The organism is Brockia lithotrophica, from assembly GCF_003633725.1.
GTDB lineage: Bacteria > Bacillota > Bacilli > Thermicanales > DSM-22653 > Brockia > Brockia lithotrophica.
The window spans coordinates 38,255-59,841 of record NZ_RBIJ01000001.1; the positions used below are offsets into that span (position 1 = coordinate 38,255).

The 21,587-nt window shown below is 66.4% G+C and carries 24 protein-coding genes; 21 read left to right on the top strand and 3 right to left on the bottom strand.

The window, feature by feature from the left end:
- Positions 1-15 precede the first annotated feature (15 nt).
- From C7438_RS00160 to C7438_RS00180, 5 genes are all read left to right on the top strand, one after another.
- Entirely contained in the window at positions 16-2,067 is a 2,052-nt protein-coding gene (locus tag C7438_RS00160) for an isopentenyl transferase family protein (RefSeq protein ID WP_170143434.1), read from the top strand.
- A 116-nt stretch (positions 2,068-2,183) separates the two neighbouring features.
- Positions 2,184-2,471 (top strand): RNA chaperone Hfq, encoded by a 288-nt coding sequence (gene hfq, locus C7438_RS00165; RefSeq protein WP_121443347.1) that lies wholly within the window; start codon positions 2,184-2,186, stop codon positions 2,469-2,471.
- A 187-nt stretch (positions 2,472-2,658) separates the two neighbouring features.
- Positions 2,659-3,036 (top strand): hypothetical protein, encoded by a 378-nt coding sequence (locus C7438_RS00170; protein ID WP_147401933.1) that lies wholly within the window; start codon positions 2,659-2,661, stop codon positions 3,034-3,036.
- Between the two features lie 118 nt (positions 3,037-3,154).
- Positions 3,155-3,754, top strand: coding sequence for an adaptor protein MecA (locus C7438_RS00175; protein ID WP_121443349.1), 600 nt, complete (start codon positions 3,155-3,157; stop codon positions 3,752-3,754).
- 140 nt (positions 3,755-3,894) lie between these two features.
- Complete coding sequence (locus tag C7438_RS00180; protein WP_121443350.1) at positions 3,895-4,176, top strand: hypothetical protein; 282 nt, start codon at positions 3,895-3,897, stop codon at positions 4,174-4,176.
- 59 nt (positions 4,177-4,235) lie between these two features.
- Here C7438_RS00180 and C7438_RS00185 read toward each other — a convergent pair whose 3' ends face one another.
- Positions 4,236-4,883, bottom strand: a complete 648-nt coding sequence (locus C7438_RS00185) for a DUF1614 domain-containing protein (RefSeq protein ID WP_121443351.1) — start codon at positions 4,881-4,883, stop codon at positions 4,236-4,238.
- 249 nt (positions 4,884-5,132) lie between these two features.
- Here C7438_RS00185 and C7438_RS00190 point away from each other — a divergent pair, with 249 nt between their 5' ends.
- From C7438_RS00190 to C7438_RS00205, 4 genes are read left to right on the top strand one after another with little or no spacing between them, the layout of a single operon-like run.
- The gene (locus C7438_RS00190) at positions 5,133-6,194 is read left to right on the top strand and encodes an ABC transporter substrate-binding protein (protein ID WP_170143435.1); all 1,062 of its coding nucleotides are present in this window, start codon (positions 5,133-5,135) and stop codon (positions 6,192-6,194) included.
- Positions 6,191-6,937, top strand: a complete 747-nt coding sequence (locus tag C7438_RS00195) for an ABC transporter ATP-binding protein (protein ID WP_121444001.1) — start codon at positions 6,191-6,193, stop codon at positions 6,935-6,937. Before C7438_RS00190 ends, C7438_RS00195 begins: the two co-directional genes overlap by 4 nt.
- The gene (locus tag C7438_RS00200) at positions 6,934-7,713 is read left to right on the top strand and encodes an ABC transporter permease (RefSeq protein ID WP_170143436.1); all 780 of its coding nucleotides are present in this window, start codon (positions 6,934-6,936) and stop codon (positions 7,711-7,713) included. The genes C7438_RS00195 and C7438_RS00200 overlap by 4 nt, the downstream gene beginning before the upstream one ends.
- Positions 7,695-8,462, top strand: coding sequence for a regulatory protein RecX (locus tag C7438_RS00205; RefSeq protein ID WP_121443354.1), 768 nt, complete (start codon positions 7,695-7,697; stop codon positions 8,460-8,462). Before C7438_RS00200 ends, C7438_RS00205 begins: the two co-directional genes overlap by 19 nt.
- Here the strand turns inward: C7438_RS00205 and C7438_RS00210 are convergent.
- The gene (locus C7438_RS00210; protein ID WP_170143437.1) at positions 8,376-9,164 is read right to left on the bottom strand and encodes a TerC family protein; all 789 of its coding nucleotides are present in this window, start codon (positions 9,162-9,164) and stop codon (positions 8,376-8,378) included. The genes C7438_RS00205 and C7438_RS00210 overlap by 87 nt on opposite strands.
- Before the next feature lie 440 nt (positions 9,165-9,604).
- Here C7438_RS00210 and C7438_RS00215 point away from each other — a divergent pair, with 440 nt between their 5' ends.
- The 7 genes from C7438_RS00215 to C7438_RS00245 all read left to right on the top strand — a co-directional run bounded on the left by C7438_RS00215 (position 9,605) and on the right by C7438_RS00245 (position 16,733).
- A complete protein-coding gene (locus C7438_RS00215) occupies positions 9,605-9,877 on the top strand; it encodes a hypothetical protein (protein ID WP_211321986.1) in 273 nt (90 codons plus the stop codon).
- A 260-nt stretch (positions 9,878-10,137) separates the two neighbouring features.
- Positions 10,138-11,478, top strand: coding sequence for a PepSY1/2 domain-containing protein (locus tag C7438_RS00220; RefSeq protein WP_170143438.1), 1,341 nt, complete (start codon positions 10,138-10,140; stop codon positions 11,476-11,478).
- Between the two features lie 245 nt (positions 11,479-11,723).
- Positions 11,724-12,455: a (d)CMP kinase gene (gene cmk, locus C7438_RS00225; RefSeq protein WP_121443357.1), complete on the top strand. Its 732-nt coding sequence runs from the start codon at positions 11,724-11,726 to the stop codon at positions 12,453-12,455.
- Positions 12,452-13,621, top strand: a complete 1,170-nt coding sequence (rpsA, locus tag C7438_RS00230; protein ID WP_121443358.1) for a 30S ribosomal protein S1 — start codon at positions 12,452-12,454, stop codon at positions 13,619-13,621. Before cmk ends, rpsA begins: the two co-directional genes overlap by 4 nt.
- A 216-nt stretch (positions 13,622-13,837) precedes the next feature.
- Positions 13,838-15,181 carry a ribosome biogenesis GTPase Der gene (der, locus tag C7438_RS00235; protein WP_245956393.1) on the top strand — a complete coding sequence of 448 codons (1,344 nt, stop codon included), beginning with the start codon at positions 13,838-13,840 and terminating at the stop codon, positions 15,179-15,181.
- Positions 15,182-15,255: 74 nt separating this feature from the next.
- Entirely contained in the window at positions 15,256-16,272 is a 1,017-nt protein-coding gene (locus tag C7438_RS00240; RefSeq protein ID WP_121443360.1) for an NAD(P)H-dependent glycerol-3-phosphate dehydrogenase, read from the top strand.
- 161 nt (positions 16,273-16,433) lie between these two features.
- Positions 16,434-16,733, top strand: a complete 300-nt coding sequence (locus C7438_RS00245) for a stage VI sporulation protein F (RefSeq protein WP_170143439.1) — start codon at positions 16,434-16,436, stop codon at positions 16,731-16,733.
- Between the two features lie 110 nt (positions 16,734-16,843).
- Here the strand turns inward: C7438_RS00245 and C7438_RS00250 are convergent, their stop codons facing one another.
- Positions 16,844-17,254 carry a hypothetical protein gene (locus tag C7438_RS00250; RefSeq protein WP_147401935.1) on the bottom strand — a complete coding sequence of 137 codons (411 nt, stop codon included), beginning with the start codon at positions 17,252-17,254 and terminating at the stop codon, positions 16,844-16,846.
- A 303-nt stretch (positions 17,255-17,557) separates the two neighbouring features.
- On the opposite strand from C7438_RS00250, the gene spoIVA reads away from it, so the two are divergent.
- From spoIVA to C7438_RS00275, 5 genes are all read left to right on the top strand, one after another.
- Positions 17,558-19,036: a stage IV sporulation protein A gene (spoIVA, locus tag C7438_RS00255; protein WP_121444003.1), complete on the top strand. Its 1,479-nt coding sequence runs from the start codon at positions 17,558-17,560 to the stop codon at positions 19,034-19,036.
- A 229-nt stretch (positions 19,037-19,265) separates the two neighbouring features.
- Positions 19,266-19,841 carry a GTP cyclohydrolase I FolE gene (gene folE, locus C7438_RS00260; protein ID WP_121443363.1) on the top strand — a complete coding sequence of 192 codons (576 nt, stop codon included), beginning with the start codon at positions 19,266-19,268 and terminating at the stop codon, positions 19,839-19,841.
- Between the two features lie 19 nt (positions 19,842-19,860).
- Positions 19,861-20,094 carry a trp RNA-binding attenuation protein MtrB gene (mtrB, locus tag C7438_RS00265; RefSeq protein WP_121444004.1) on the top strand — a complete coding sequence of 78 codons (234 nt, stop codon included), beginning with the start codon at positions 19,861-19,863 and terminating at the stop codon, positions 20,092-20,094.
- 130 nt (positions 20,095-20,224) lie between these two features.
- Complete coding sequence (locus C7438_RS00270; RefSeq protein ID WP_147401936.1) at positions 20,225-20,719, top strand: hypothetical protein; 495 nt, start codon at positions 20,225-20,227, stop codon at positions 20,717-20,719.
- Positions 20,720-20,906: 187 nt separating this feature from the next.
- Positions 20,907-21,587, top strand: coding sequence for a hypothetical protein (locus C7438_RS00275; RefSeq protein ID WP_121443365.1), 681 nt, complete (start codon positions 20,907-20,909; stop codon positions 21,585-21,587).

Sequence of the window (21,587 nt, forward strand, 5' to 3'; positions counted from 1 at the left end):
TTGGAGGCGATGTCCGTGCTCACGACGAGTTTACGCGAACCTCCGTCTCCGGAGGTTCGGGAGCGCCTTTCGCGCCTTGCGGATACCTACGGCCTGCCGGTGGTTCCGCGGCGCGGGCGCCCGTGGTCGCGCCTCTTCGCCGAGACGGGGGCTGGGTGGTTTCTCGCCGTAACGGAATCTCCTCCGCCGCGCGACCTCATCCTCGTCCTTCCCGATGTGCCGTACCCCCTCTTTTTTCACCCCGGGATGGCCCTTAGGCGCATAAAGGCCATCCGGGAAGGCAAAAGTGATCTAATGGTACAAGTTTCCTCTGTGGGGCCGGGGGACGTGGTCTTCGACGCGACGCTTGGGTTGGGCGGGGATGCGGCCGTCTGGTCGTTCGTCGTGGGGGAGAAGGGGGCGGTGATGGGCGTCGAAGGCTCGCTCCCCGTCTACATCCTCTTTCGCGAAGGGCGGACGTCGTACCCGTTTCCCGACGAAGACGTCCGCCGGGCCTACCTGCGCATCGACGCGCGCCTGGGCGACTTTCGGGACGTCTTACCTGGACTTCCTCCCGGTTCTGTGGACGTCGTATTTTTCGACCCCATGTTTCCCGGAGGCAGCGTCCCGGGTTCTTCCACGATGGCCGCGATCCGGCGCGTCGCTTTGGATTCGCCTCTGCGCCGCGAAGACGTGGACGCCGCCTGCCGGCTCGCTCGGCGCCTCGTCCTCGTAAAGACCTCCGTTCGCGGGACCGACTTTTCCGCGCTCGGCCTCGTTCCCGTACCCCGACGCCAAGGCGCTTCCTTCACCTATGGCCTGCGGGAGTGCGGATCGGGACCGCGCGGAGACCTTCGCGGCGAAGAAGCGCGCGAATCCGGCGGCAATCCCGCCGGCAGCGAGGGTGGCGGGGCCGAGGTCCGTTTGCGCGGCGCAAGGGTGCGGGAACCCTCCGGCGACCCGCACGGGCACGGGGAAGAGCTTCGAAGCGGGGACGAAGCGAACGGCCTCGCCGGCGCCCCGCTGATCGCCCTCGTGGGTCCCACGGCCGTAGGGAAGACCGCCCTGAGCCTCGAGCTCGCCGAGCGCTTCCCCCTGGAAATCGTGAACGCGGACGCCATGCAGGTCTACCGCGGGATGGACGTCGGGACAGACAAGGTGGCGCCGGAAATCCGCCGGCGAATCCCCCACCACCTCCTGGACATTCGCGACCCGCGGGAATCGTTTTCCGTGGCCGAGTACCAAAAGCTCGCCCTGCGGGCGATTCGCGACATCCTCGCCCGTGGGCGAATTCCCCTCCTCGTAGGGGGGACGGGTCTGTACGTAAATGCGGTCGTCTACTACCCCGAGTACGACTTTTCGTCTCCCGGGCGGGACCCCGCCCGCCGCGAACGGTGGTACGCCCTCGCGCAGGAAGTGGGTTCCGAACGCCTCTGGGAGTGGGCGCGGGCGCTCGTCCCGGACGTGGCGTCCATCCACCCCCACGACGTCCGGCGCATCGTCCGCGCCCTGGAACGGGCCGAAATCCCTCCGGAGGCCTGGGGTACGGATTTCGGCGCTTTCGCCGCGGCGGCAAAGCTCGGTGGCGGAGCCTCTGCGGAGGCGAAGCCCCTTCCCGCCGAAGAGGCCGACCGACAGTCCGAGGAAGGCGCCGAAAAATGCGGGGAAGACGCACGATCCCCAAGGCGGCGCCGAAGTCCGTTTCGCCTCCTGTTCCTCGGCCTTACCATGGAACGGTCGCGGCTCTACCGCCGGATCGAGGCGCGTGTCGACGAGCAGATCGCCCGCGGGCTCCTCGAAGAGGTGCGCGCCCTCCTCGAAGCCGGCGTCGACGAGGAGGCGACGGCCCTTCAGGCCCTTGGGTACAAGGAACTCGTCCCCGTAGTGCGCGGCGAGGCGACGCTGGAGGAAGCCGTGCGGCGCATCAAGCGCCGAACGAAGCAGTACGCCAAGCGCCAGCTGAGCTGGTTTCGCGCGCTTCCCGACGTGCGCTGGTTTCCTTGGGACGAGGAAGTTCGCGAGGACAGCCGGAAAGAAATTTTCGCCCTCGTGGCAGGATTCTCCCGCACCGAGGCGAATTCAACATAGGAGGAAGGCGACGTCGGCAGCTTCGGAGCGAATGCCGCAGCCTTCCGAAGCGGACGTTCGGCAAGACGCCGTACAGCCGTGCGAAACTCGCAAGAGAAAGAGGAGGCAAGGGTCCGGTGGCCAAGGCGCAGGTGAACATCCAGGACACCTTTTTGAACCAGCTTCGGAAGGACAACATCCCCGTGACCGTTTACCTCATAAACGGCTTTCAGCTTCGGGGGTTCGTCCGCGCGTTCGACAACTTTACCGTGGTGATCGAAAGCGAGGGGAAGCCGCAGCTCGTGTACAAGCACGCGATCTCCACCTTTGCTCCGGCCCGACCCGTGAACTATCAGGCGGCGTTTACGGAACGCGCGCGGGAGGAGCACCCGGAGGCGGCGCCCAGCGAAAACGCGTCTTCGTGACGGTTTGTCGAGTGTTCGCTTCCGGCAAAGCGAAGCGCCGTACGGTGGGGACTGCGGGGTTTCGAACGCCATGGATTCGGAGAATGCACTCTCCTTCGGGCGGGCAGGCTACGTCTGTCCGCCCGTTTCGCGTGTATCCGTGCACGTACGCATGCGCCTTTTTGCGCGCGCAAAGGAGGGAACGCGTGTGTCCGAAACCAAGGCCGAACGCAACCTCATCGCCTACTTCCGAACTGCCGAAGACGCCGACCGCGTCAAGGAGGCGCTGTGGCAGCTCGGAATCGACGACGTGCGCGTAGAACCTCTCTACGCCCAACCGTACGACGACGCCGCGCGCCCGGACCCGATGAGCGGAAGGATGCCCTCCCTTGCGGGTTCCGTTCTCGACGTGGACGTTCCGTCCCGCGGCACCGCCGTACTCCTTGGAGCCGACCCGGCGGTTTCCGGGATGGCCGACGGGGAGGGTCGCGTAGAAGGGTGGAGCGTCGTCCTCGCGGCCGTGGTCCCCGAAATACACCTGGCCCACGCCCAAGAGCTCGTTCGTCGGCACGGCGGTCGCCTGTAAATACCTGCGGGTGGTTCGGTCTTTGTACTCTTGCGGGGTTCGGGAGATTCCGCTAGAATGAGATGACCACCCAAAGGCGAAGGGTTTCCTCTTCGTCTTTGCGAGGGGGGGAACGGATGTGCGGATCGAACGGATTTCACCCGATAAGGTGCGCTTTTTCCTTACGCCCGACGACCTCGCGGAACGCCAGCTCGATCGGGAAGACCTGTGGAAGGACCTACCCAAGGTCCACGAGCTCTTCCACGACATGCTCGAGCAGGCGTACTACGAGGTGGGCTTCGAAGCTCGGGGGCCCGTGGCGGTGGAGATCTTCACCCTTCCGGCGCACGGGATGGTCGTCGTGATCAGCCGTACGGCAGAAGACGAAGCCCTCTACGAGGAGGACGGAGAAGAGAGCCTGCAGATGGAAGTCCTCCTCGCGGAGAGGGAGGACGTCGTCGTGGCCTTTCGCGACATAGAGCACGTGATTGCGGCGGCGCAGAAGCTTGCGGGGATCCTCCCGCACGGCGGTCGGCTGTACGCCTTCCGCAAGCTGTACGTCCTCTACTTCCCTGAAACGCTCGTTCGCGAGGCGGGGAAGGCCGCACAAGCGCTCGCCGTGCTCACGGAGTACGGGGAGGCGGTGAGCGTAAGCGAGGCGATCCTCGAGGAATACGGCAAAAAGCTCATTGCGGAGGACGCCTTGGGCACCCTCCGAACGTACTTCGCCCGGTCGTAGGCCCGAGACGGTTTTGCGTCGTACGTGTTGCGACTCCCCCGGAGGCGGACCCCCGTCTCCGGGGGAGTCGTCTTTTCCCGCCCTCGCTTTGGCACTCTTCGTGCATACGCTGGGGGGAAGGCTGCCTGGGAGGTGGGAACATGGACCGCGGGCGGGTGTGGCGTCCTTCCCCCGCGCGGGCGACAAAGCCGTCCCGCCCTTATCCGCGTGCGGGGACGCCGCGCAGGCAGGGACCGCAAAGGGATTCCCCTACCGCGCCCCGACCTCTGCCCCGCTGCCCCAAGAAGTCGTTCCGCAACCGGCGCGAAGGGCGCTTCCTCGCCTTTTTGGGCACGCTCCTGTACCTCGCAGGCGCGTTCATCGGCTTTTACCTCGCCTGGCGGGAAATCGCGGAGGCGGACGAGGAGGAAGTCCTTCCTTGACGCTTTCCCGCCGGACGCCGGAGAGTGGGAAGGGTTGTGCAGGAAGGGCGGGGTGGGCGCTACGCGAGGAGGGCGGCGAAGACGGACACGAGGAAGATCCCGTCGAAGACGCCCGCACCGCCGATGCTCACCACTTGGGCGCCGAGGGAGCGAATTTTGGGGAGGTTGAGGAGGTCGGCGCCGATGAGCGTCCCGAACGCGCCGGAGATATAGGCTATGGCCGGCGCGTGTTCGCCGCCGAGGAGGATCGCCACGAGGGCGGAGACGAGGGGAGGGAGGAGGGCGGGAACCTGTATTCCGACGCCGGGTACGGGGCGGGCCAAAAGGTGGACGAAGACCGTGACGATGGCTGTGGCGAGGAGGGCGGGCACGAGGGGCGTGCGCGTGAGGAGGTAGAAACCGAACACCGTAGGAACGATCGCCCCGCCGACGTTTACGGCGAGAATCGTCTCCTGAACCCGGGGCGGGCGGTAGTAGACCCAAACCGGTCCGCGGAAGTATCCGACGGGTTCCGGGGGTACGTACGTGCGCGTCTCGGAAATCGGGATATTGATGAGGCTTCCGAAGAGGGAAAAGAGGAGGAGAAACGTCGCCCCGGTAGGGGTGAGCCCGAGTTTCGCGAAGGAAAAGGTCACGAGTTGGAAGAAGAGGTTGAGGAGGAGAAGGGGCAAAAGAAGGATGAGGAGGATCGGCCAGAGAAACGGCACGAACTGCGCTCCCTTCGCCGCGATTTGTCGCAAGGGCCGGCGCTGCGGTATGCTTTACGGCGGAACCCGTGCGTACCTCAAGCATACCACAGCGGAGATTTGCGCGGCGGCGGATGACGGACGTCTGTGCCGCAGGGGATGCCTTACGGAAGCGGTTCCCTTCGGAAGGTCCGAGACGGAGGCGAATCTATCGGGATGTCCGCATCGGCACACAGACATACAAAAAGGAACCAAGGGGGCGGTTGGCACATGGGAGGCGATCGCTTCGGATGGGTAGGGAAGGCGGCGGCAATCGTCGCCTTGCTTTTGGCGGTTGGGTTTTGGGGCACCGCGTGCGCCCGCAAGGCGCCTCAAGCGCCTTCGGCAAATGAGGGGGGAACGGCTCCCGCGGCTCCCGCACCAGCAAACGTACCTCCGCCTGCGGAAGGGCAGCGCATTTCTGTGCGCGTGGGAATCCTTCCGACGATCGACGCCTTTCCCCTCGTCGTGGCAAAGCAATCGGGCGCCTTTGCCCAGAAGGGGGTCGAGGTGACGCTCGTCCCCTTCCAGAGCGCTTCTGAGCGGGACAGCGCCTTTTTGGCGGGCCAAATCGACGGCATGGTGTCGGACCTCGTCGCCGCCTCCCTCCTCCGCGCGAGCGGTAAGGACGTACGCGTGACCGTATCCCTCATGGAGGCCACGGCGGAGACGCGCACCTTCGCCTTGCTTGGCTCTCCGCGCGTGGATTGGCCGAATCCGCTCACGCCCGAGGCGCTGCGCGGGCGCAAGGTGGCAATGTCGCAAAATTCGGTGGTCGAGTACGTCGGCGACCGCTTCCTCGAACGCCTCGGCGTCGCCCCACGGGAGGTACACAAGACCTGGGTACCCAAGATCTCCGACCGCATGACGATGCTCACGGAGGGAAGCGTAGACGCCGCCGTGCTTCCTGAACCGCTCGCCAGCCTCGCGGAGAAGAGGGGTGCGCGCGTGCTCGTCGACGATCGGGGCAACAACCTCACGCACGTGGTCCTCGTCTTTTCCGGCCCCTTCCTCGCGGAAAACAGCCGTGCCATGGAAGGGTTCTTCGCCGCCTTGCGGGAGGCGGTAGAGACGCTCAACGCTTCCCCCGAACGCTACCGCCGGGACTTCGTGGAGAGTGCTCGGATCCCGCAGGAGCTCGAGGCCACCTACGCCGTGCCGCGCTTCCCCCTCCCCGCACCGCCGCCGCGGCGGGAAATCGAGGACGTGCTCGCGTGGCTTCGGGGGAAGGACCTCCTTTCGACCGAGGTCACGCCGGACGAGCTCCTCGCCCCGGGGTTTAATGGCCGATGAGCGCCGAAGTCCTCCTCGAGGTGCGCGGGCTCCGCGCCGCGTACCGCGGACCCGGGGGAAGCGTCCTCGCCTTGGACGGCGTAGACCTCGACGTGCGCCGAGGAGAAATCGCCGTCCTCCTCGGCCCGTCGGGGTCGGGAAAGAGCACGCTGCTTCACCTCCTCGCCGGCCTCGGCGGCGAGTACACGGGGAGCATCGTCTACCGCATCCCCGACTTCGATCCGCGCCGCGACGTCGCGCTCGTCCTCCAGAGCGACGCCCTCCTCCCGTGGAAGACCGTGGAAGACAACGTCGCTTTGGGGCTTCTCTTTCGCCGGGTGCCTCGGGAGGAAATCCGCACCCGCGTCCACGCGGTCCTCGCGGAGGTGGGGCTTCAAGGCCTCGGCCGCCGCAGGCCCTACGAACTTTCCGGCGGGCAGCGCGCCCGCGTGGCCCTCGCCCGCGCCCTCGTCACCTTGCCGCGCCTCCTCCTCTTGGACGAGCCCTTTTCCGCCCTCGACGCGCTCACCCGTGAGGCGATGCAGGACTTCCTCCTCCGCCTGCACGCAGAGTACGGGTTTACGGCCCTCCTCGTCACCCACGACATCGAAGAGGCGGTACGCCTCGGCGACCGGATCTTTCTCTTTACGCCGCAACCGGGGAAGGTGGCCCACGTGTGGGAGAACCCGGGGCGCGGCAAGGGGGAGGGGGCGTCCCTCGCCGCGGAGATCCGCGCCCGTCTGCGGGAGGTGATGGCGGGTTGAGCCTTCGGTCGCCGGTTCGGCTGCTCGCCGCCTTCGGCGTACTCCTCGCCCTCTGGTGGGGGATTGCCCTCGTCCTCCGCAATCCCGTGTTCCCCCCGCCTTCGGTTGCCTTCGAGGGGTTTTTGCGGCTTTTGGGGGACGGGCTCGTGCACCACGTAGGGGCGAGCCTCAAGCGTGTGGGGGTGGCGACTGCTTGGGCCGTCCTTTTGGCCTTGCCCTTGGGTGTCTTCCTCGGCACGCACCCGAAGTGGGACGGGCGAATTGCCCCCTACGTCTACCTCACGTACCCCGTCCCCAAGACGGCGCTCATGCCCGTATTTTTTCTCCTCTTGGGCCTCGGCGACCTCTCGCGGGAGGCGATCCTCTTTCTCATCCTCTTTTACCAGCTTTTCATCGCCGTTCGCGATGCGGTGCGCGCCGTGGATCCCGCCTACGTCCTCTCCGTGCGCGCTCTGGGCGCGCGACCGTGGGACCTCTACCGCCACGTGTACCTCCCCGCGGCGTTTCCCGCGCTGCTTACGGCCCTCCGCGTAAATACGGGGATCGCCCTTTCCGTGCTCTTCCTCGTCGAGACGTACGCCACGGAGGAAGGGCTCGGCTACTTGATCCAGCGGGCGCAGTCGCGTTACGCCTACGGCGAGATCTTTGCCGTCGTCGCCCTACTCGGCCTTTTGGGACTGGTTCTGTACGTGATCCTCGACGTGCTCGAAGCCCTTTGGGCGCCCTGGGCGCGGCGGCGAAAGGAGGGCGAACTCGTGTGGACGGAGGAACGCTAGACGACGCCCGTACGGGCGAGGTCGGACGAGACCGCACCGTGCGCGTCGTCGCCGTAGAGGCGGGGAGGCGCGGAGGCGTGGAAGTCTTCTGGGACGACGGGATGCGCACGGAACTTCCGGAAGAGGTCGTCGTCCGCCGTTCTCTCGTCCCGGGGCAGGAACTCTCGTTGGCCGACCGGGAAGCCCTTCGAGAGGAAGCGGAGGTGGCGCGTGCCAAAGAACAGGCGATCTCCCTTCTCGCGCGACGCATGCGGACGGAGGCGGAGGTGCGCAGGGCGCTGCGCGCAAAAGGGTATTCCTCCGAGGTCGTGCGCACGGTGGTACGGGAGCTCAGGCGGCAGGGCTACCTCGACGACCGCCGCTATGCGGAGACGTATGTGGAACTGCGCACCGCTTCGAGCCCTCGGGGCCGATGGGCGCTCTTTGCCGAACTGCGCAAAAAAGGCGTCGACCGCGAGATCGCGGACGACGCCTTGCGCCACTTGGATCCGGAGGAGGAGTACCGCCTCGCCCGTTCTCTGGCCGAACGGCGTCTGACGCGCCTCAAGGGCGAGGAGGAGGAACGCCGCATGCGCCTCGCGCGTTTCCTCCTCGGGCGGGGGTTTTCCGCGTCCGTGGTGCTTCGCGTGCTGGAAGAGTACTTTCCCTCCCTCCCCGAAGACCTACCCTTTCTTCCGGATCCGGGGGAGGTAGGCGAAGAAGAAGGTCCCGGCGAGGACGAGGAGGACGAACCCTCCGCGCACCCATGAGGCGGTGAACCACGGGCCGGTCAGGGGATCTTCGAGGATCATGTGGGCGGCGCTCCAGAGGAGGACCGCTCCTCCCGCGTCCACGAGGACGGGGAAGCGGTCCATGAGCCCGGCGATGAACGTGCTCCCCCAGATCATGAGGGGGACGCTCAAAGCCAGACCGACCACGAGGAGGATTGGCTCGCTTCGCGCCACGGCGGCGACGGCGAGGACGTTGTCCAGGCTCATGATCGTGTCGGCAAAGGCGATGCGCCGAACGGCCTGCGCCATCGTGCGCGCGGCAATCGCCGCGGCGGCGGTTCCGATCGCCGCCCGCTCGCTTCGGCCGTCCGCCGGTGCGACTTCCCCTGCGGCCTTCGCATGCTTTCCGCCGGCGCGCTTCGCCCGCCGCTCCACTTCGTGGCGGAGGAAGCGGTAGGCAATCCACACGAGGAGGACGCCGCCTACGGCCCGGAGGGCGGGAAGGCGGAGGAGGGCCACCGCTAGGAAGGCAAAGAGGATGCGGAGGATCACGGCGAGAAGCGTTCCGACGTAGATCACCCGTTTCCTCCCATGGACGGGGACTTCCCGCGCCGCCAGGGCGATGACGACGGCGTTGTCGCCGGCGAGCACGAGGTCGAGAAGGACGATGCCCAGGGCAGCGGCCCAAAACGCGGGATCCGCGAACCCGCCGAACCCTCCCGTTTCCGCAAGGAGCGGCATTGCTTCGGTTTCCTCCTTTTGCCGGCAGCAACGAGCTTCGAAAGTTTTGCGTGAAGAAGGATTTCCCCGCATTCGCGTGGAAAGATTTCACGGAGAGGTTCAAGTAGTTTCAAAGGAAAAACGAAACCAAAACGGGTGCGAAAGCCGGGGAAAGGGGCTGCCGACGCGCCGGGTGCAATCTTACCAGAACTTAGGCCCCTTCGGCAAATTCGCGGACTTCTCGGCTTTTCGCCAGCGGGAAGCGTTTGGCCTCCGCCCGCGGAGGTCGCGGACCGAAGAAGGCGCGCGTCCTTCGGTCTCGACTTCGGCGGGGTTTCCGTGGGGACGCGGCGACGCTTTGCTTCTTGCCCTGCCGGTGGGGCTTGAAGTATGGTTACATTCGGGGCTTGTCTTAGGGACCATCGGCGGGTCGCGCAGTCGATCGAAGGGGGGCTGGGGCCATGGCACTCGATCCGATGGGGCATCCTACGTCCGTAGACCATACCCAGGGAGAGACGGGTGTTCCCATGCGTCGCGTAAAGGTGATGATCCGCTGCAACCGCTGCGGTGAGGTGTACATCCTCCGCGGACGGAAGACGAAAGACGGCACCTACGAAACGGGATTCGTACAGTGCGTCTGCGGCAACACGGACGACTTCACGATCACTCCCATTCTCGACCGCACGACGGCGCAGTTCGCAGGAGACAATCCGGAAAAAAAGCGTGAGGGGTGAGGTTCGGGGGAGTTCCCCGTCTCGCCCTTGCCATAACCGGTTACCTAGGCCGCCGTACGGGCGCCGAACGAAGGCCCCACGGCGGCCGATTTCGTGTGCGCCGCACGGGTGGGGAGGTCGCGAAAGGACGACACGAACTCGCGGGCGCGGGCGGGATCTGCGGCATAAAGCGCGCGGATCGGCGCACGCTACGGACAGCCGTCGTCCCGCGGGGTCACCGCGCGGGAATGCGATCGTCCTCGGGAAAGGAAGTGGGGACCTTGGGATCGCGCATCGCGCTTGTCGTCTTGGGCGGACTCCTCGTGGTCTCCCTTTATTGGGGGTATCGGGAGACGCAGGAAAAGAACGCCGTACTCCTTAAAGCGGAAAACCAGTACCAGCGCGCCTTTTACGATTTGCTCGCCCATTTGGAGGGGATCGAGCGGTCGTTGACCGTGCTTCGCACCTCCCGCGACGACGGGTACTCCACGGCCAAGCTCTTCGAGCTCAAGGAACACGCCGATGCGGCCCGAGCGAATCTCTCTCGACTCCCCCTCACGCTCCTTCCGGCCTCAGAACTCGAGGGGTTTTTGGGGAACGTCTCTCGCTTTGCCTTTCTCGCCGCCACAGAGGGAAAGTCGAGGGACGACGGCCGCGCTCAGCGCGTCGAGGCGCTTGCCTGCGAGGCCAGGGCGCTTCGGGAAGAGCTCGAAACCCTCGGGACGAACATTGCCGAACACAAGATCCGCTGGATGGACGTGGAGATGGCCCTCGCCCTTTCGGAGGCCCGGGGAAATCCCGTCGTGGACGGACTGCGCAAGATTTCCGACGGACTAAAGGGCGATCCTCCTTTTCCCGATGGGTCGCTTCCTCCTTTGGACGGCGAACGCTTGCGCATGGGCCTTAAGGAGGCGGCCCGCGGAAATCCCGTGTCCGAATCTCAGGCTCGGGAAATTGTGGCAAAGGCCTTCGGCCTCACCCCTTCGGACGTGCGGCACGCCGAAGTTCATCGGGTGGAGGACGACGTCGCCCTCTTCGACGTCACGATCGAGCCGCAAAATCCGCGCGACGGCGAGGCCTACACGGGCGAAGTTCTCGAGCGCGGCGGCGAAATCGTCTGGCTTCGGCACGTGCGGCCGCTCGGCGCCCCCCGTCTCACCTACGAACAAGGTGCGGTAAAGGCCGAACGGGACCTTTACGCCCGCGGGATGCGCGGGTTTGTCCTCGCGGACGGGAGGATGGGTGACGGCTTTGCCGTGTACCGCTTCGTTCCCGTGCAGGGGGACGTCCTCCTCTTCCCCGACGCCATCCGCGTCTGGGTGGCTCTCGACGACGGGGCCGTCGTAGGCCTGGACCGCTCTTCCTACCTCGCCTTTCACCGCCCCCGCGACATCCCCGCGCCCAAGCTCACCGCCGAAGAGGCGCGCCGCGCGGCGGAGAACCGCGGCAAGCTCGTCGACCCTCCGCGCCTCGCGATCACCCAAGACCAAGCCGGGCGGGAAGTACTTGCCTACACCTTTGTCGTGGAGGATGGCGGGACGCCGTACCGGGTCTTCCTCAACGCCTTCGACGGCACAGAGGAGCACGTGGAACTCCTCGGCCGTCCGCCGGAAAAGGGGTGAGGCGTCGCCTGCGAGGGCCGTCCTCCGGGAAGGACGGCTCTCTTTCGTCAAACCGGCGAGGTGGAAAAGTTTTTTCCTCGCTTTTGCCGCCCCCTCTACGGTGTGCTATAATGGGCCAGGAAGTTCGGCACCCCGGAAAAATTCCCAGAGGCGCAGGGCGGAACGGGTCGCCGCGGTCCCGGAGAGCCGCGTGCGCTTCGGGGCCGGGCGGAGCTTAGCCGGAGGGGCACGAGGCCAAAGTCGAGGTGAAACGACGCTTGAACGCCATCGCCATAGATGGACCGGCTGGTGCTGGAAAGAGCACGGTGGCGCGTCGTCTCGCGGAGCGTTTGGGCGCCTACTACGTGGATACGGGTGCGATGTATCGGGCTCTCACCCTTAAGGCGTTGGAGCGCGGCGTACCCGTAGACGACGAGGCGGCCCTCGTCGCCCTTCTCGGGGAGACCGTGGTCGCCTTCGGAGGGCCGAACGCCGAGGGCGTGCCCACCGTGCTTTTGGATGAACGCGACGTCACGCAGGAGATCCGCTCGCCTCGCGTTTCCGGTTCCGTCTCCGCGGTCGCCCGCCACCCCGGTGTGCGCGCCGAGCTCGTGCGCCGCCAGCGTCAGCTGGCGCTGCACTACCTGTCCGCTGGGCGGATGGTCGTCATGGACGGGCGCGACATCGGCACGGTGGTGCTGCCGGAAGCGAGGGTAAAGGTGTTTCTCACGGCTTCTCTCGACGAACGGGCTCGCCGGCGCCACGAAGAACTCGCGCGGCGGGGGGAGCGCCCGACCTACGGGGAAACCCTGGAACGTCTCAGGGAACGCGACCGGAAGGATGCCGAACGCGAGGTCGCTCCTCTCCGCAAAGCAGAAGATGCCGTGGAGATCGACACGACGGGGAAGTCGGTGGACGAAGTCGTGGAGGCGATCGTCCGTCTGGTCGAGGAGCGCCTATTCAATTCGGTTCAGGGCCGCAAGGAGGAGTTTCGATGAGCTTTGGGCAGGAAGGTTTCGGCGGAAACCTCCACGTGGGCGAAGTCGTGGAAGGCGTGGTGACCCGGGTCGAGGCGAAGCACGCCATGGTGGACTTGGGCGACGGGCGGGAGGCAATCCTTCCCATCCGCGAGGTGAGCGCGCTCCACATCGAGAGCGTTTCGGACGTCCTTCGCGTGGGCGACCGCGTGCGCGTCGAGGTGGTCAAGGTCGACCCCGTCAAGCAGGAAATCGTGGTTTCCAAGCGCGCGGTGGACGCGCGGGAAGCGTGGCAGAGGCTGGCCGACCTCTTCGACCGCGACGAAACGTTCGAGGTGACGATCTTCGACGCGGTGAAAGGAGGCCTCGTGGCGGACGTCGGCCTTCGGGGCTTTATTCCCGCTTCGCAGGTGGGCGAACGCTACGTAGAAGACTTGAGCGTCTACAAGGGGAAGCGTCTCCCCGTCAAGGTGCTCGAGCTCGATCCGGAGCAAAACCGCGTGATCCTCTCGCACCGCATCGTCGTGGAAGAAGAGAAGGAGCGGCGCCGGGAGGAGGCGCTCGCGCGCCTGGTGGAAGGCGAGGTCCTCGAAGGTACGGTGGTCCGCATCGTGGACTTCGGGGCCTTCGTCGACCTGGGCGGCGTCGACGGACTCGTCCACATCTCGGAGCTCTCCTGGGATCCCGTGGACGACCCGCGGCAGGTGGTAAAGGAGGGCGACCGCGTCCGCGTAAAGGTGCTCAAGGTGGACCGCGAGACCGGCCGCATCAGCCTGAGCCTGCGCGAGACGCAGCCCGGTCCTTGGGACACGATTGCGGAACACTTCCACGAGGGCGACGTCGTGGAAGGCGTGGTGAAGCGCCTCGCCCCCTTCGGGGCGTTCGTCGAGATCGTTCCGGGGGTCGAAGGGCTCGTCCACGTCTCCCAGGTGGCGCGCCGGCGCGTGTCCACGCCGCACGAAGTGCTGCACGAGGGAGATCGCGTGCGGGTCAAGATCCTCTCCATCTCTCCCGAAGAGCGGCGGATCAGCCTGAGCATCCGCGAGGCGGAAGGCGAACCCGTCTCCGGGGGCGGCCGCCGCGGCCGCGGCGAGCGGGAGGCTCACGCCGCGCAGGAGAAGGACGAGAGCCTGGAGGTCTCCATTCGCGACCTCATCCAGGAGGATCTGCGCGACAAGCTCTTTTGACGGACTTCGAATCGGACATGCGGCGACTCGGCGGGTACGACGCGTGCGCGCCGGAAGGACCGCCCGATGTCGAGCGGTTCGCCGGGGTGCGGCACGGCGTCGGGTACGGCGAGGGAAAAGTCGGGGGCGCCCCCGACTTTTTCTTTCGCATTTCCGCGGACTCTTTCTGGGAAGTCCTCTTTGGGAACGGCGGGACGCAGGGCGGGAGGTGATTGCGTGGGCGGCATCGTTGCCATCGTAGGGAGGCCAAACGTCGGGAAGTCCACCCTCTTCAACCGCCTGATCGGCGAGCGTCGGGCGATCGTCGAGGACGTCCCCGGGGTGACGCGGGATCGCCTCTACGGCGAGGCGGAGTGGTTTTCGCGCCGGTTTTGGGTGGTGGATACGGGAGGACTCGACCTCGAGGCGCAAGAAGAGATCCCCGCGGCGATCCGCCGTCAGGTGCTCGCCGCCGTCGACGAGGCCGACCTCGTCCTCTTTGTCGTCTCCGCCCAAGAGGGGATCACGCCGGCCGACGAATCGATCGCCCAGCTTCTGCGAAAATCCGGGAAACCCGTCCTCCTCGTGGTGAACAAGGTGGACGCACCGGTACACGAGCTTTACGTCCCCGAGTTCTACCGCCTCGGCCTTTCCGACCCCATTGCCGTCTCCGCCGCCCACGGGAAGGGAATCGCCGAGCTCGTGGAGGCCGTCCTCGCCCGCCTGCCGCAGGAAGACGAGGGAGAAGTGGTCGGGGACGACGCGATCCGCGTGGCGATCGTTGGCCGCCCGAACGTCGGGAAGTCCTCCCTCGTAAACGCGATCCTCGGCGAAGAGCGCGTCGTCGTCACGGACGTTCCGGGTACGACGCGGGATGCCGTGGACATTCCCTTTCGGACGCCCGAGGCGGAGTTTGTGCTCGTGGACACCGCCGGGCTCCGGCGCCCGGGGCGCGTCGGGCGGGGAACGGAGTACTACAGCACTTTGCGCACGCTCCGCGCCCTCGAACGCGCCCACGTCGCCGTCCTCGTCCTCGACGCGACGGAAGGAATCGTCGAGCAGGACCGGCGCATCGCCGGCTACGCCTGGGAGCGGGGACGGGCGGTGGTCGTTGCCTTCAACAAGTGGGATGCCGTGGAGCGCGATCCCCAGCTTTCCGTGCGCTACGAACGGGAGGTCCGCCGCGACCTGTACTTCCTCGCCAACCCACCGGTCCTCTACATATCCGCCCTCACGGGACGCAAGGTATCCCGCCTCCTCGAGGAGGTACGCGCCGCGGCGGAGCGCTTCCGCTTTCGGATCGATCCGGAAGAGCTCGACGCGATCTTCCGCGACGCCGTACTTCTTACGCCCCCGCCTTCCGTAGGGGGGAAAAGGCCCCGCCTCTACCGGATGCGCCAAGTCCTCACGGGGCCGCCGAAGTTCGTCGTCGAAGTCGACGACCCTTCCTTGGTCACTTCCGGGTACCTCGGCTATTTGGAAAACCGCCTGCGCGAAGTTCATCCCTTGCCGGGGGTTCCAATCCGCATCGAGGCCGAGCGCTACGTCGCGCGACGCCGTACCCCGTCGGGATCCGTCTGAGCCGCCGAAAACCTCGGGAGAAAACATTCCGGGCCGTCCGCCGTCGGTCCGGAACGAGTCGTGGAGAGAGAGCCGTGAAGGAGACGATCGCCGTACTCGGGGCGGGGAGCTTTGGAATCGCGCTGTCTCGCCTCCTCGCCGAAAAGGGGTTCCCCGTACGCCTCTGGGGCCGCAACCCGGAGGAGATGGAGCACCTTGCCCGCGAGCGCAGGCACCGCCGGTACCTCCCGGACGTCGTTCTCCCACCTGCGGTTGCCGTCACTTCCGAGCTTTCCGCCGCCCTGTCCGGGGCGGACGTCGTGCTCTTCGCCGTACCTTCTCAGGCGCTGCGCGAGGTGCTCACCGCCGCCCGCGCTTACCTTCCCGGAGATGCGCTCCTCGTCAACGTGGCGAAAGGGTTGGAGGTCGGGTCGAACCTGCGCCTCTCCCAGGTCATCGAGGAGGTGATTCCGGGCGCCGCAAGGCGCCTCGCCGTCCTCTCGGGGCCTTCCCACGCGGAAGAGGTTGCGGTGGGTAAGCCCACATCGGTAGTCGCCGCCGCCTACGTGGAGGACGTGGCGCGCCGCGCCCAGGAACTCTTCCTCACGCCCGCCTTTCGCGTCTACACGAACGCCGACGTCGTCGGCGTAGAACTCGGCGGCGCGCTCAAGAACATCATCGCCATCGCCGCCGGAATGTCCGACGGGCTCGGCTACGGGCACAACGCCCGGGCCGCCTTGGTGACACGGGGCCTCGTGGAGATGACGCGCCTCGGGCAGAGGTTGGGTGCCCATCCTCTGACCTTTTCCGGGCTCTCTGGCCTCGGCGACCTCATCGTCACGACCTCGAGCCCTTTGAGCCGCAACTGGCGTGCCGGGTACCTCCTCGGCCAGGGCCTTTCCTTAGAGGAAGTCCGGCGCACGATCGGTCAGGCCATCGAAGGAATATCCACGGCCCGCGCCGCCCGCGAGCTCGCCCTTCGGCTCGGGGTGTCCATGCCTATTACGGAAGCGCTCTACGCGGTCCTCTTCGAAGGGTTGGACCCCCGCACGGCGGCGGATCGGCTCATGGGGAGGGAGCCGAAGCCCGAGGTCGAAATTTTGCCCTTTTGAACGTTTGGGTAGGCGAACCGCTCGGGAGCGAGGGAGAGGGTCGTCCGTTCGCCCGAGGGGTCGTGCGTCCGGCGGTGGCGCCGTCACGCCCGCAAAAGCGGCGCATACTCTGCCGGTAGAAGATCCGGCTGCGGGCACGGCCGCGGCAGGGAGGTATCGCCGTGAACCTCGCCGACCTCCTTCAAGTCCTCAGCCGCCTCGGGCAGACCAAGGTCGATCCCGGCCAACTCAAGGCGCTCGCCGCCGACCTCAAGGCGGGCGACGAGACGAACGAAGAAAAGCTCCGAAACCTCGTCCGTACCCTCACGGCGGCCCTCGGGCGGCCCCTCCCCCCGGAAAAGGAAGAGGAGATCGTCGCCTACCTGCGCAATCACCCCTTCCGCGGGATGGAGTCCATCCAGCGCTTGCTCCGAGAAAAGGGCGTCCCTCCCGCCCCGGGCGGGTCGGATCCCGAGGCGTAGGTCCGCGTCGTTGTTCGCTTTCCCGCCGCGGACGGCGCGGGCGGGAGGCGAAACTCTCCGCCAAAAGCTCCGATGACGTGCTTGCGCCCGCCGCTCGAGCGGCGGGCGCTTCACTTTCCGCTTCCGCCCGGCCTTTTCGGCCCCATGAGGTCGAGCAGGGCTTGGAGGTGCGGCGATTCGAGGACGGCCTGGATTTTTTTCGCGTCCACGCGTTCGAGCATGGCGGCAAAGCGCTTCAGGCGTTCTGCGGGGGGAACGTCACTTGCGAGGAGCGCCTCGCCGGCGCGACGGAGGAGGTCCGACCGCCGGACCTGGTCGAGGACTTCGAGGGCGACGAGGAGTCCGGCGGTGAGCTTTTCGATTTCCTGCACGGACTGTGCGAGGCTGCGGATGCTTTCGTGCAGGGGCTTAAGCTCGTGTACCCAAGAACCGCCTTCGCGCGTCGCAGCGTTGGCCTCTTCGGGTTTCGGTTCTTCGCGTCCGGTTCCCTTCTTCCCTCCGGTACCTTTGGCTTTGTTCACGGGAAGCGGCCTTTCCTCGGCGAAAGGCCTTTTCACCTCCGCACGGAGCGATTCGCTTCTCCCCATCTCTATGCCCGAACCCTCGCGTTCGCCCGGGCGCCGTCGTCTTGATCTACAGGGTTTGCAGGCCCGGAGGGGTGCGGCCGAGGGGCACGCGAGAGAGCCTTCGGTATAGAGCGGGACGTGCGGCGTATACATGTACCGTTCCGCGTGGGGACGTACCGTCTATCCCGATGAGCAGGAAAGAAACCGGGTGCTCCGGTGGGAGTCGAGGTCAAGGGAGGGAAGGCCGTGGAGCAGAGGATGAAGCGGGAAGAGGTCTTTCGCGACATCGCCGAGCGCACCGGCGGTGAGGTGTACGTCGGAGTCGTTGGTCCCGTGCGCACGGGAAAATCCACGTTCATCAAGCGCTTCCTCGAGCTCCTCGTGGTTCCGTACATCGAAGACGAGGAAGAGCGTCGGCGGACGATCGACGAGCTCCCTCAGAGCGCCCAGGGGCGTACGGTGATGACCACCGAGCCGAAGTTCATCCCCAAGCAGGCGGTGCGCGTAGAGGTGGGGGAGGGGCTTTCGGTCTACGTGCGTCTCGTGGATTCTGTGGGCTACGCGATCCCTGGGGCGCGCGGGTACGAGGACGAATCCGGGCCGCGGATGGTGCACACGCCGTGGTTTGAAGAGCCGATTCCGTTTCACGAGGCGGCGGAGATCGGCACGCGCAAGGTGATCCAGGACCACTCCACGCTGGGGATCGTCGTGACGACGGACGGCTCCATCGGGGAAATCCCGCGCGCGAACTACGAAGAGGCGGAGCGGACGGTCATCGAAGAGCTCAAGGCCGTCGGGAAGCCCTTCGTCGTCGTGTTGAACAGCGTCCACCCGACGGATCCTGAGACGGAAGGTCTGCGCGCGCGCCTGGAGGAGGCGTACGACGTCCCCGTCCTCGCCCTTTCCGCGGCGACGATGGACGAGGAGACCGCCCTCACCGTGCTGCGGGAGGCGCTCTACGAATTCTCCCTCTACGAACTCAAAGTTCACCTCCCCGACTGGGTCCTCGTGCTCGACGAGGGGCATTGGCTGCGCAAGAAGTACGAGGAAGCCGTGGAGGAAACCGTAAAAGAGGTCACCCGCGTGCGCGACGTGCAGCGGGTCTTGGGGAAGTTCGAGGACTACGACTTCATCTCGAGCGCCGAGATCTCCTCGCTCGACTTGGGCCAGGGTGTCGCCGAAATCGAGTTGGACGCCCCGGACGAACTTTACGAAGAGATCGTGAGCGAGGTGTTGGGGACGGAAGTGCGCGGGCGCGACCACTTCCTCGAACTCCTCATCCAGTTCGCGCGCGCCAAGCGGGAGTACGACCACTTTGCAGAGGCGATCGAGATGGTCCGGGCGACGGGCTACGGGATCGCCACGCCGCGTCCGGAAGACCTAGAGCTCGAGAAGCCGCAGGTCTACCGCCAGGGGTCGCGCTTCGGCGTCCTCCTGCGCGCCAAAGCGCCGTCCATCCACCTCATCCGCGTGGACGTGGCGTCCGAGTTTTCCCCGCTCATCGGGAGCGAGCGCCAGAGCGAAGAGCTTGCCGAAAGCCTCATGCGCGACTTCGAGGCGAATCCCGAGGCCCTCTGGAAGACGGAGATCTTCGGACGTTCTCTCTACCAGGTCGTCCAGGACGGCATTCGCGCGAAGCTCCACCTCATGCCCGACGAGGCGCGCTACAAGCTCCGCGAGACGCTCGAAAAGATCGTGAACGAGGGCTCCGGCGGCCTCATCGCCATCCTCTTGTGATTCTTGCATTGCGTGTAGGGTCCGTCTAAATAAACGGCGGGTTTCTCGCGGGACCTTACGGGACCTTTGCGGGTGTCCTCGCTTTTGACGCGTTCCCTTTTTCCCCTCGGCGTGGTAGGATGTCCGTGGGCGATCGCCCGCGTGCCGGGATGCACTCGACCGCCTAGAGAATTCCGCCAATACCGGTTGGCATCGCGGCTACGGTCCACGCCGAAGGGGGTACCGCAGGTTGGCCATCGACCACGATAAGGTGAAGCACGCCGTCCGCCTCATTTTCGAGGCGATCGGCGAAGATCCCGATCGCGAGGGTTTGGCGGATACGCCGCGGCGCATTGCCGAGATGTTTGAAGAAATTTTTTCTGGCGTGGGGAAGGACCCGCGCAAAGAGCTCAACACCTTTTTCACCGAGCGCCACGAAGAGCTCGTCGCCCTTCGCGACATCCCGTTCTACTCCATGTGCGAACACCACCTCCTCCCGTTTTTCGGAAGGGGGCACATCGGGTACCTCCCGGCCGACGGCCGCGTCGTCGGCGTGAGCAAGCTGGCCCGCGTCCTCGAGGTGGTCGCCCGACGCCCGCAGATTCAGGAGCGCATGGGGGAGGAAATCGCCGACGCGATTGTCGACGTCCTCGCGCCCCGCGGCGTAATCGTCGTCCTCGAGGCGGAACACCTCTGCATGGTCATGCGCGGGGTGAAGAAGCCCGGCTCCCAAATGGTGACGATCACGACGCGCGGCGTGTTTCGCGAGGATCCGACCCTTCGGGAAGAGGCGCTCCGACTTCTCTTGGGCAACCACCGGAGGTGAGGGTCGCGTGTCCGAAGGAATGTACAACGACTACGTCGTGATCCGGGCCTTGGAAAACGGCGTCACGGTGATCGGCCTCACGCGCGGGGAGACGACGCGCTTCCACCACATCGAAAAGCTCGACGCCGGCGAGGTTATGGTGGCTCAGTTCACGGAACACACGGCGGCGATCAAGATCCGCGGCCACGCCGAGGTGTACACCCGCTTCGGTACCGTGGAGTCCGGAAAGTCGGAAACCGCCAGGGACGCGTAGGTGGGTTCCCGGCCGCCGCGGAAGGGGGCGGGTGAGGGGAATGTTCCGGCGTGCGGGGCATGCGCGGTGCGGCGCGCGCGACCTTGCCGCCCCTTCTTCGAAAAGGGTCCGAGAGATCGGCGGACGCCCCGTGCTTGCGGCGTCCGCCGTGCTCTTCACGGTCCTTCTCGCGGCTCTCGCCCTTTTGCCCTCGCCCCCCCGAGGGCCGTGGGACGCGCTCTCCGGCGTTTCGAGGTCCGCATCTGCCCCCGGGGAGGTTCGGGAGGAGCGCATCGTCCGCCTCTTTACCTCGCTCCCCCTCTCGGGGCGCGTGCGGCACGTACGCGAAGAGGGGACGACCCTCTTCGTCGGCGTCGGCTCGCCCCCGGATCCGCGTACCGCCCTGGGGGACGCCCTCGCCCTCTACGGAGCCGTGTTTACGGAACTTCCCGCGGAGACCCTCTACCTTCGCGTGTTCGTCGGGGACACCGAAGAGCTCTACCTCGCCCTGCGCGCGCGGCGGCCCGCCTTTTTACCCGAAGACCGGCACATTCGTGAACCTTTGTCCCCCGCGAACCTCAAGTCCCTCTTCGGTCCCGAGGTCGAAATCACCTTCGGACCGCGTTGGCCGGGTTCCGGGGGTTGAGGGGCGCGCGGTTCTTCGCCGCCTGAGGGCGACGCTCGGCGCGGCCCGGTTTTTGCCCTCCTTTGTGGTATAATCCTTACGATGCCGACCGCCGCGCCGGCCGCCTACGGCGGAGGCGTGGCACGAGGCCGTCCGACAGGAGCGGGAAGCGGGGTCGACGCGGTTGACGTGGCGGAGGAGCTTGGAGGTGTTCGAACGGCGGCTGGTGCGCGCCGCCCGAGATCTTCCCTTCTTGGCCGACAGGTTGCCCGAACTCTCGCCGGAACGCGTGTTTCTCGCCGAGCGGATCTTCGCCCTCCTCGATTTGGACGCGCGGGCGCGGGAAAGCGGACAGGTGGCCGTGCACCTCATCGTCTCGGCGCTGGCGCGTCACGCGCGCGTGTGGGATGGCGAGCCGCAGGGAGAGATGGGGGTGCCGGTCGGCCTCCGCGTGCTCGAGGGGGATGCGCTGTCCAGCCTCTTTTTCCTCTACCTCCTCGAAGAGGGGAGGGGGGAATGGCTCGTCCCGTTTGCCGCGGCGATCGCCGCGTACAACCGGGAAATCGTCCGCCTGCTCGAATGGCGGCGCAAGCCGGAGTTTTCTCCGGAACTCGAACTCGAATTTCGCTCGCGGGCAGAGGCCACCCTCTACTTGGCCTTGTCCCCGGAAGAACCGCGGCTCCGCCGCCTCGTGGAGCTCTACCTGCAGGTGGAGCACGCGCGCATGCGCTCGGGGCGGGACGGCGACCTCTACCGGGAGGCACTCGCCCTCCTTCGCCGCGTAGCCCACGAGGTGGAGCGCGATGCGGCGGGGAGCGATGTGGCCGCGTTTGCCGCCTCGCTCCCGCGGGCTTTCGACGAACGCCTCCTCGCGGCAGAGAAGGAGTAG

What these genes read in the sequence shown, in the direction of transcription:
- C7438_RS00190 (WP_170143435.1), top strand. Translation starts at nt 5,133, where the DNA reads ATGGGAGGCGATCGCTTCGGATGGGTAGGGAAGGCGGCGGCAATCGTC.
- C7438_RS00215 (WP_211321986.1), top strand. Translation starts at nt 9,605, where the DNA reads ATGGCACTCGATCCGATGGGGCATCCTACGTCCGTAGACCATACCCAG.
- mtrB (WP_121444004.1), top strand. Translation starts at nt 19,861, where the DNA reads ATGTACAACGACTACGTCGTGATCCGGGCCTTGGAAAACGGCGTCACG.
- C7438_RS00210 (WP_170143437.1), bottom strand. Translation starts at nt 9,164, where the DNA reads ATGCCGCTCCTTGCGGAAACGGGAGGGTTCGGCGGGTTCGCGGATCCC.
- C7438_RS00180 (WP_121443350.1), top strand. Translation starts at nt 3,895, where the DNA reads ATGGACCGCGGGCGGGTGTGGCGTCCTTCCCCCGCGCGGGCGACAAAG.
- rpsA (WP_121443358.1), top strand. Translation starts at nt 12,452, where the DNA reads ATGAGCTTTGGGCAGGAAGGTTTCGGCGGAAACCTCCACGTGGGCGAA.
- C7438_RS00195 (WP_121444001.1), top strand. Translation starts at nt 6,191, where the DNA reads ATGAGCGCCGAAGTCCTCCTCGAGGTGCGCGGGCTCCGCGCCGCGTAC.
- spoIVA (WP_121444003.1), top strand. Translation starts at nt 17,558, where the DNA reads ATGAAGCGGGAAGAGGTCTTTCGCGACATCGCCGAGCGCACCGGCGGT.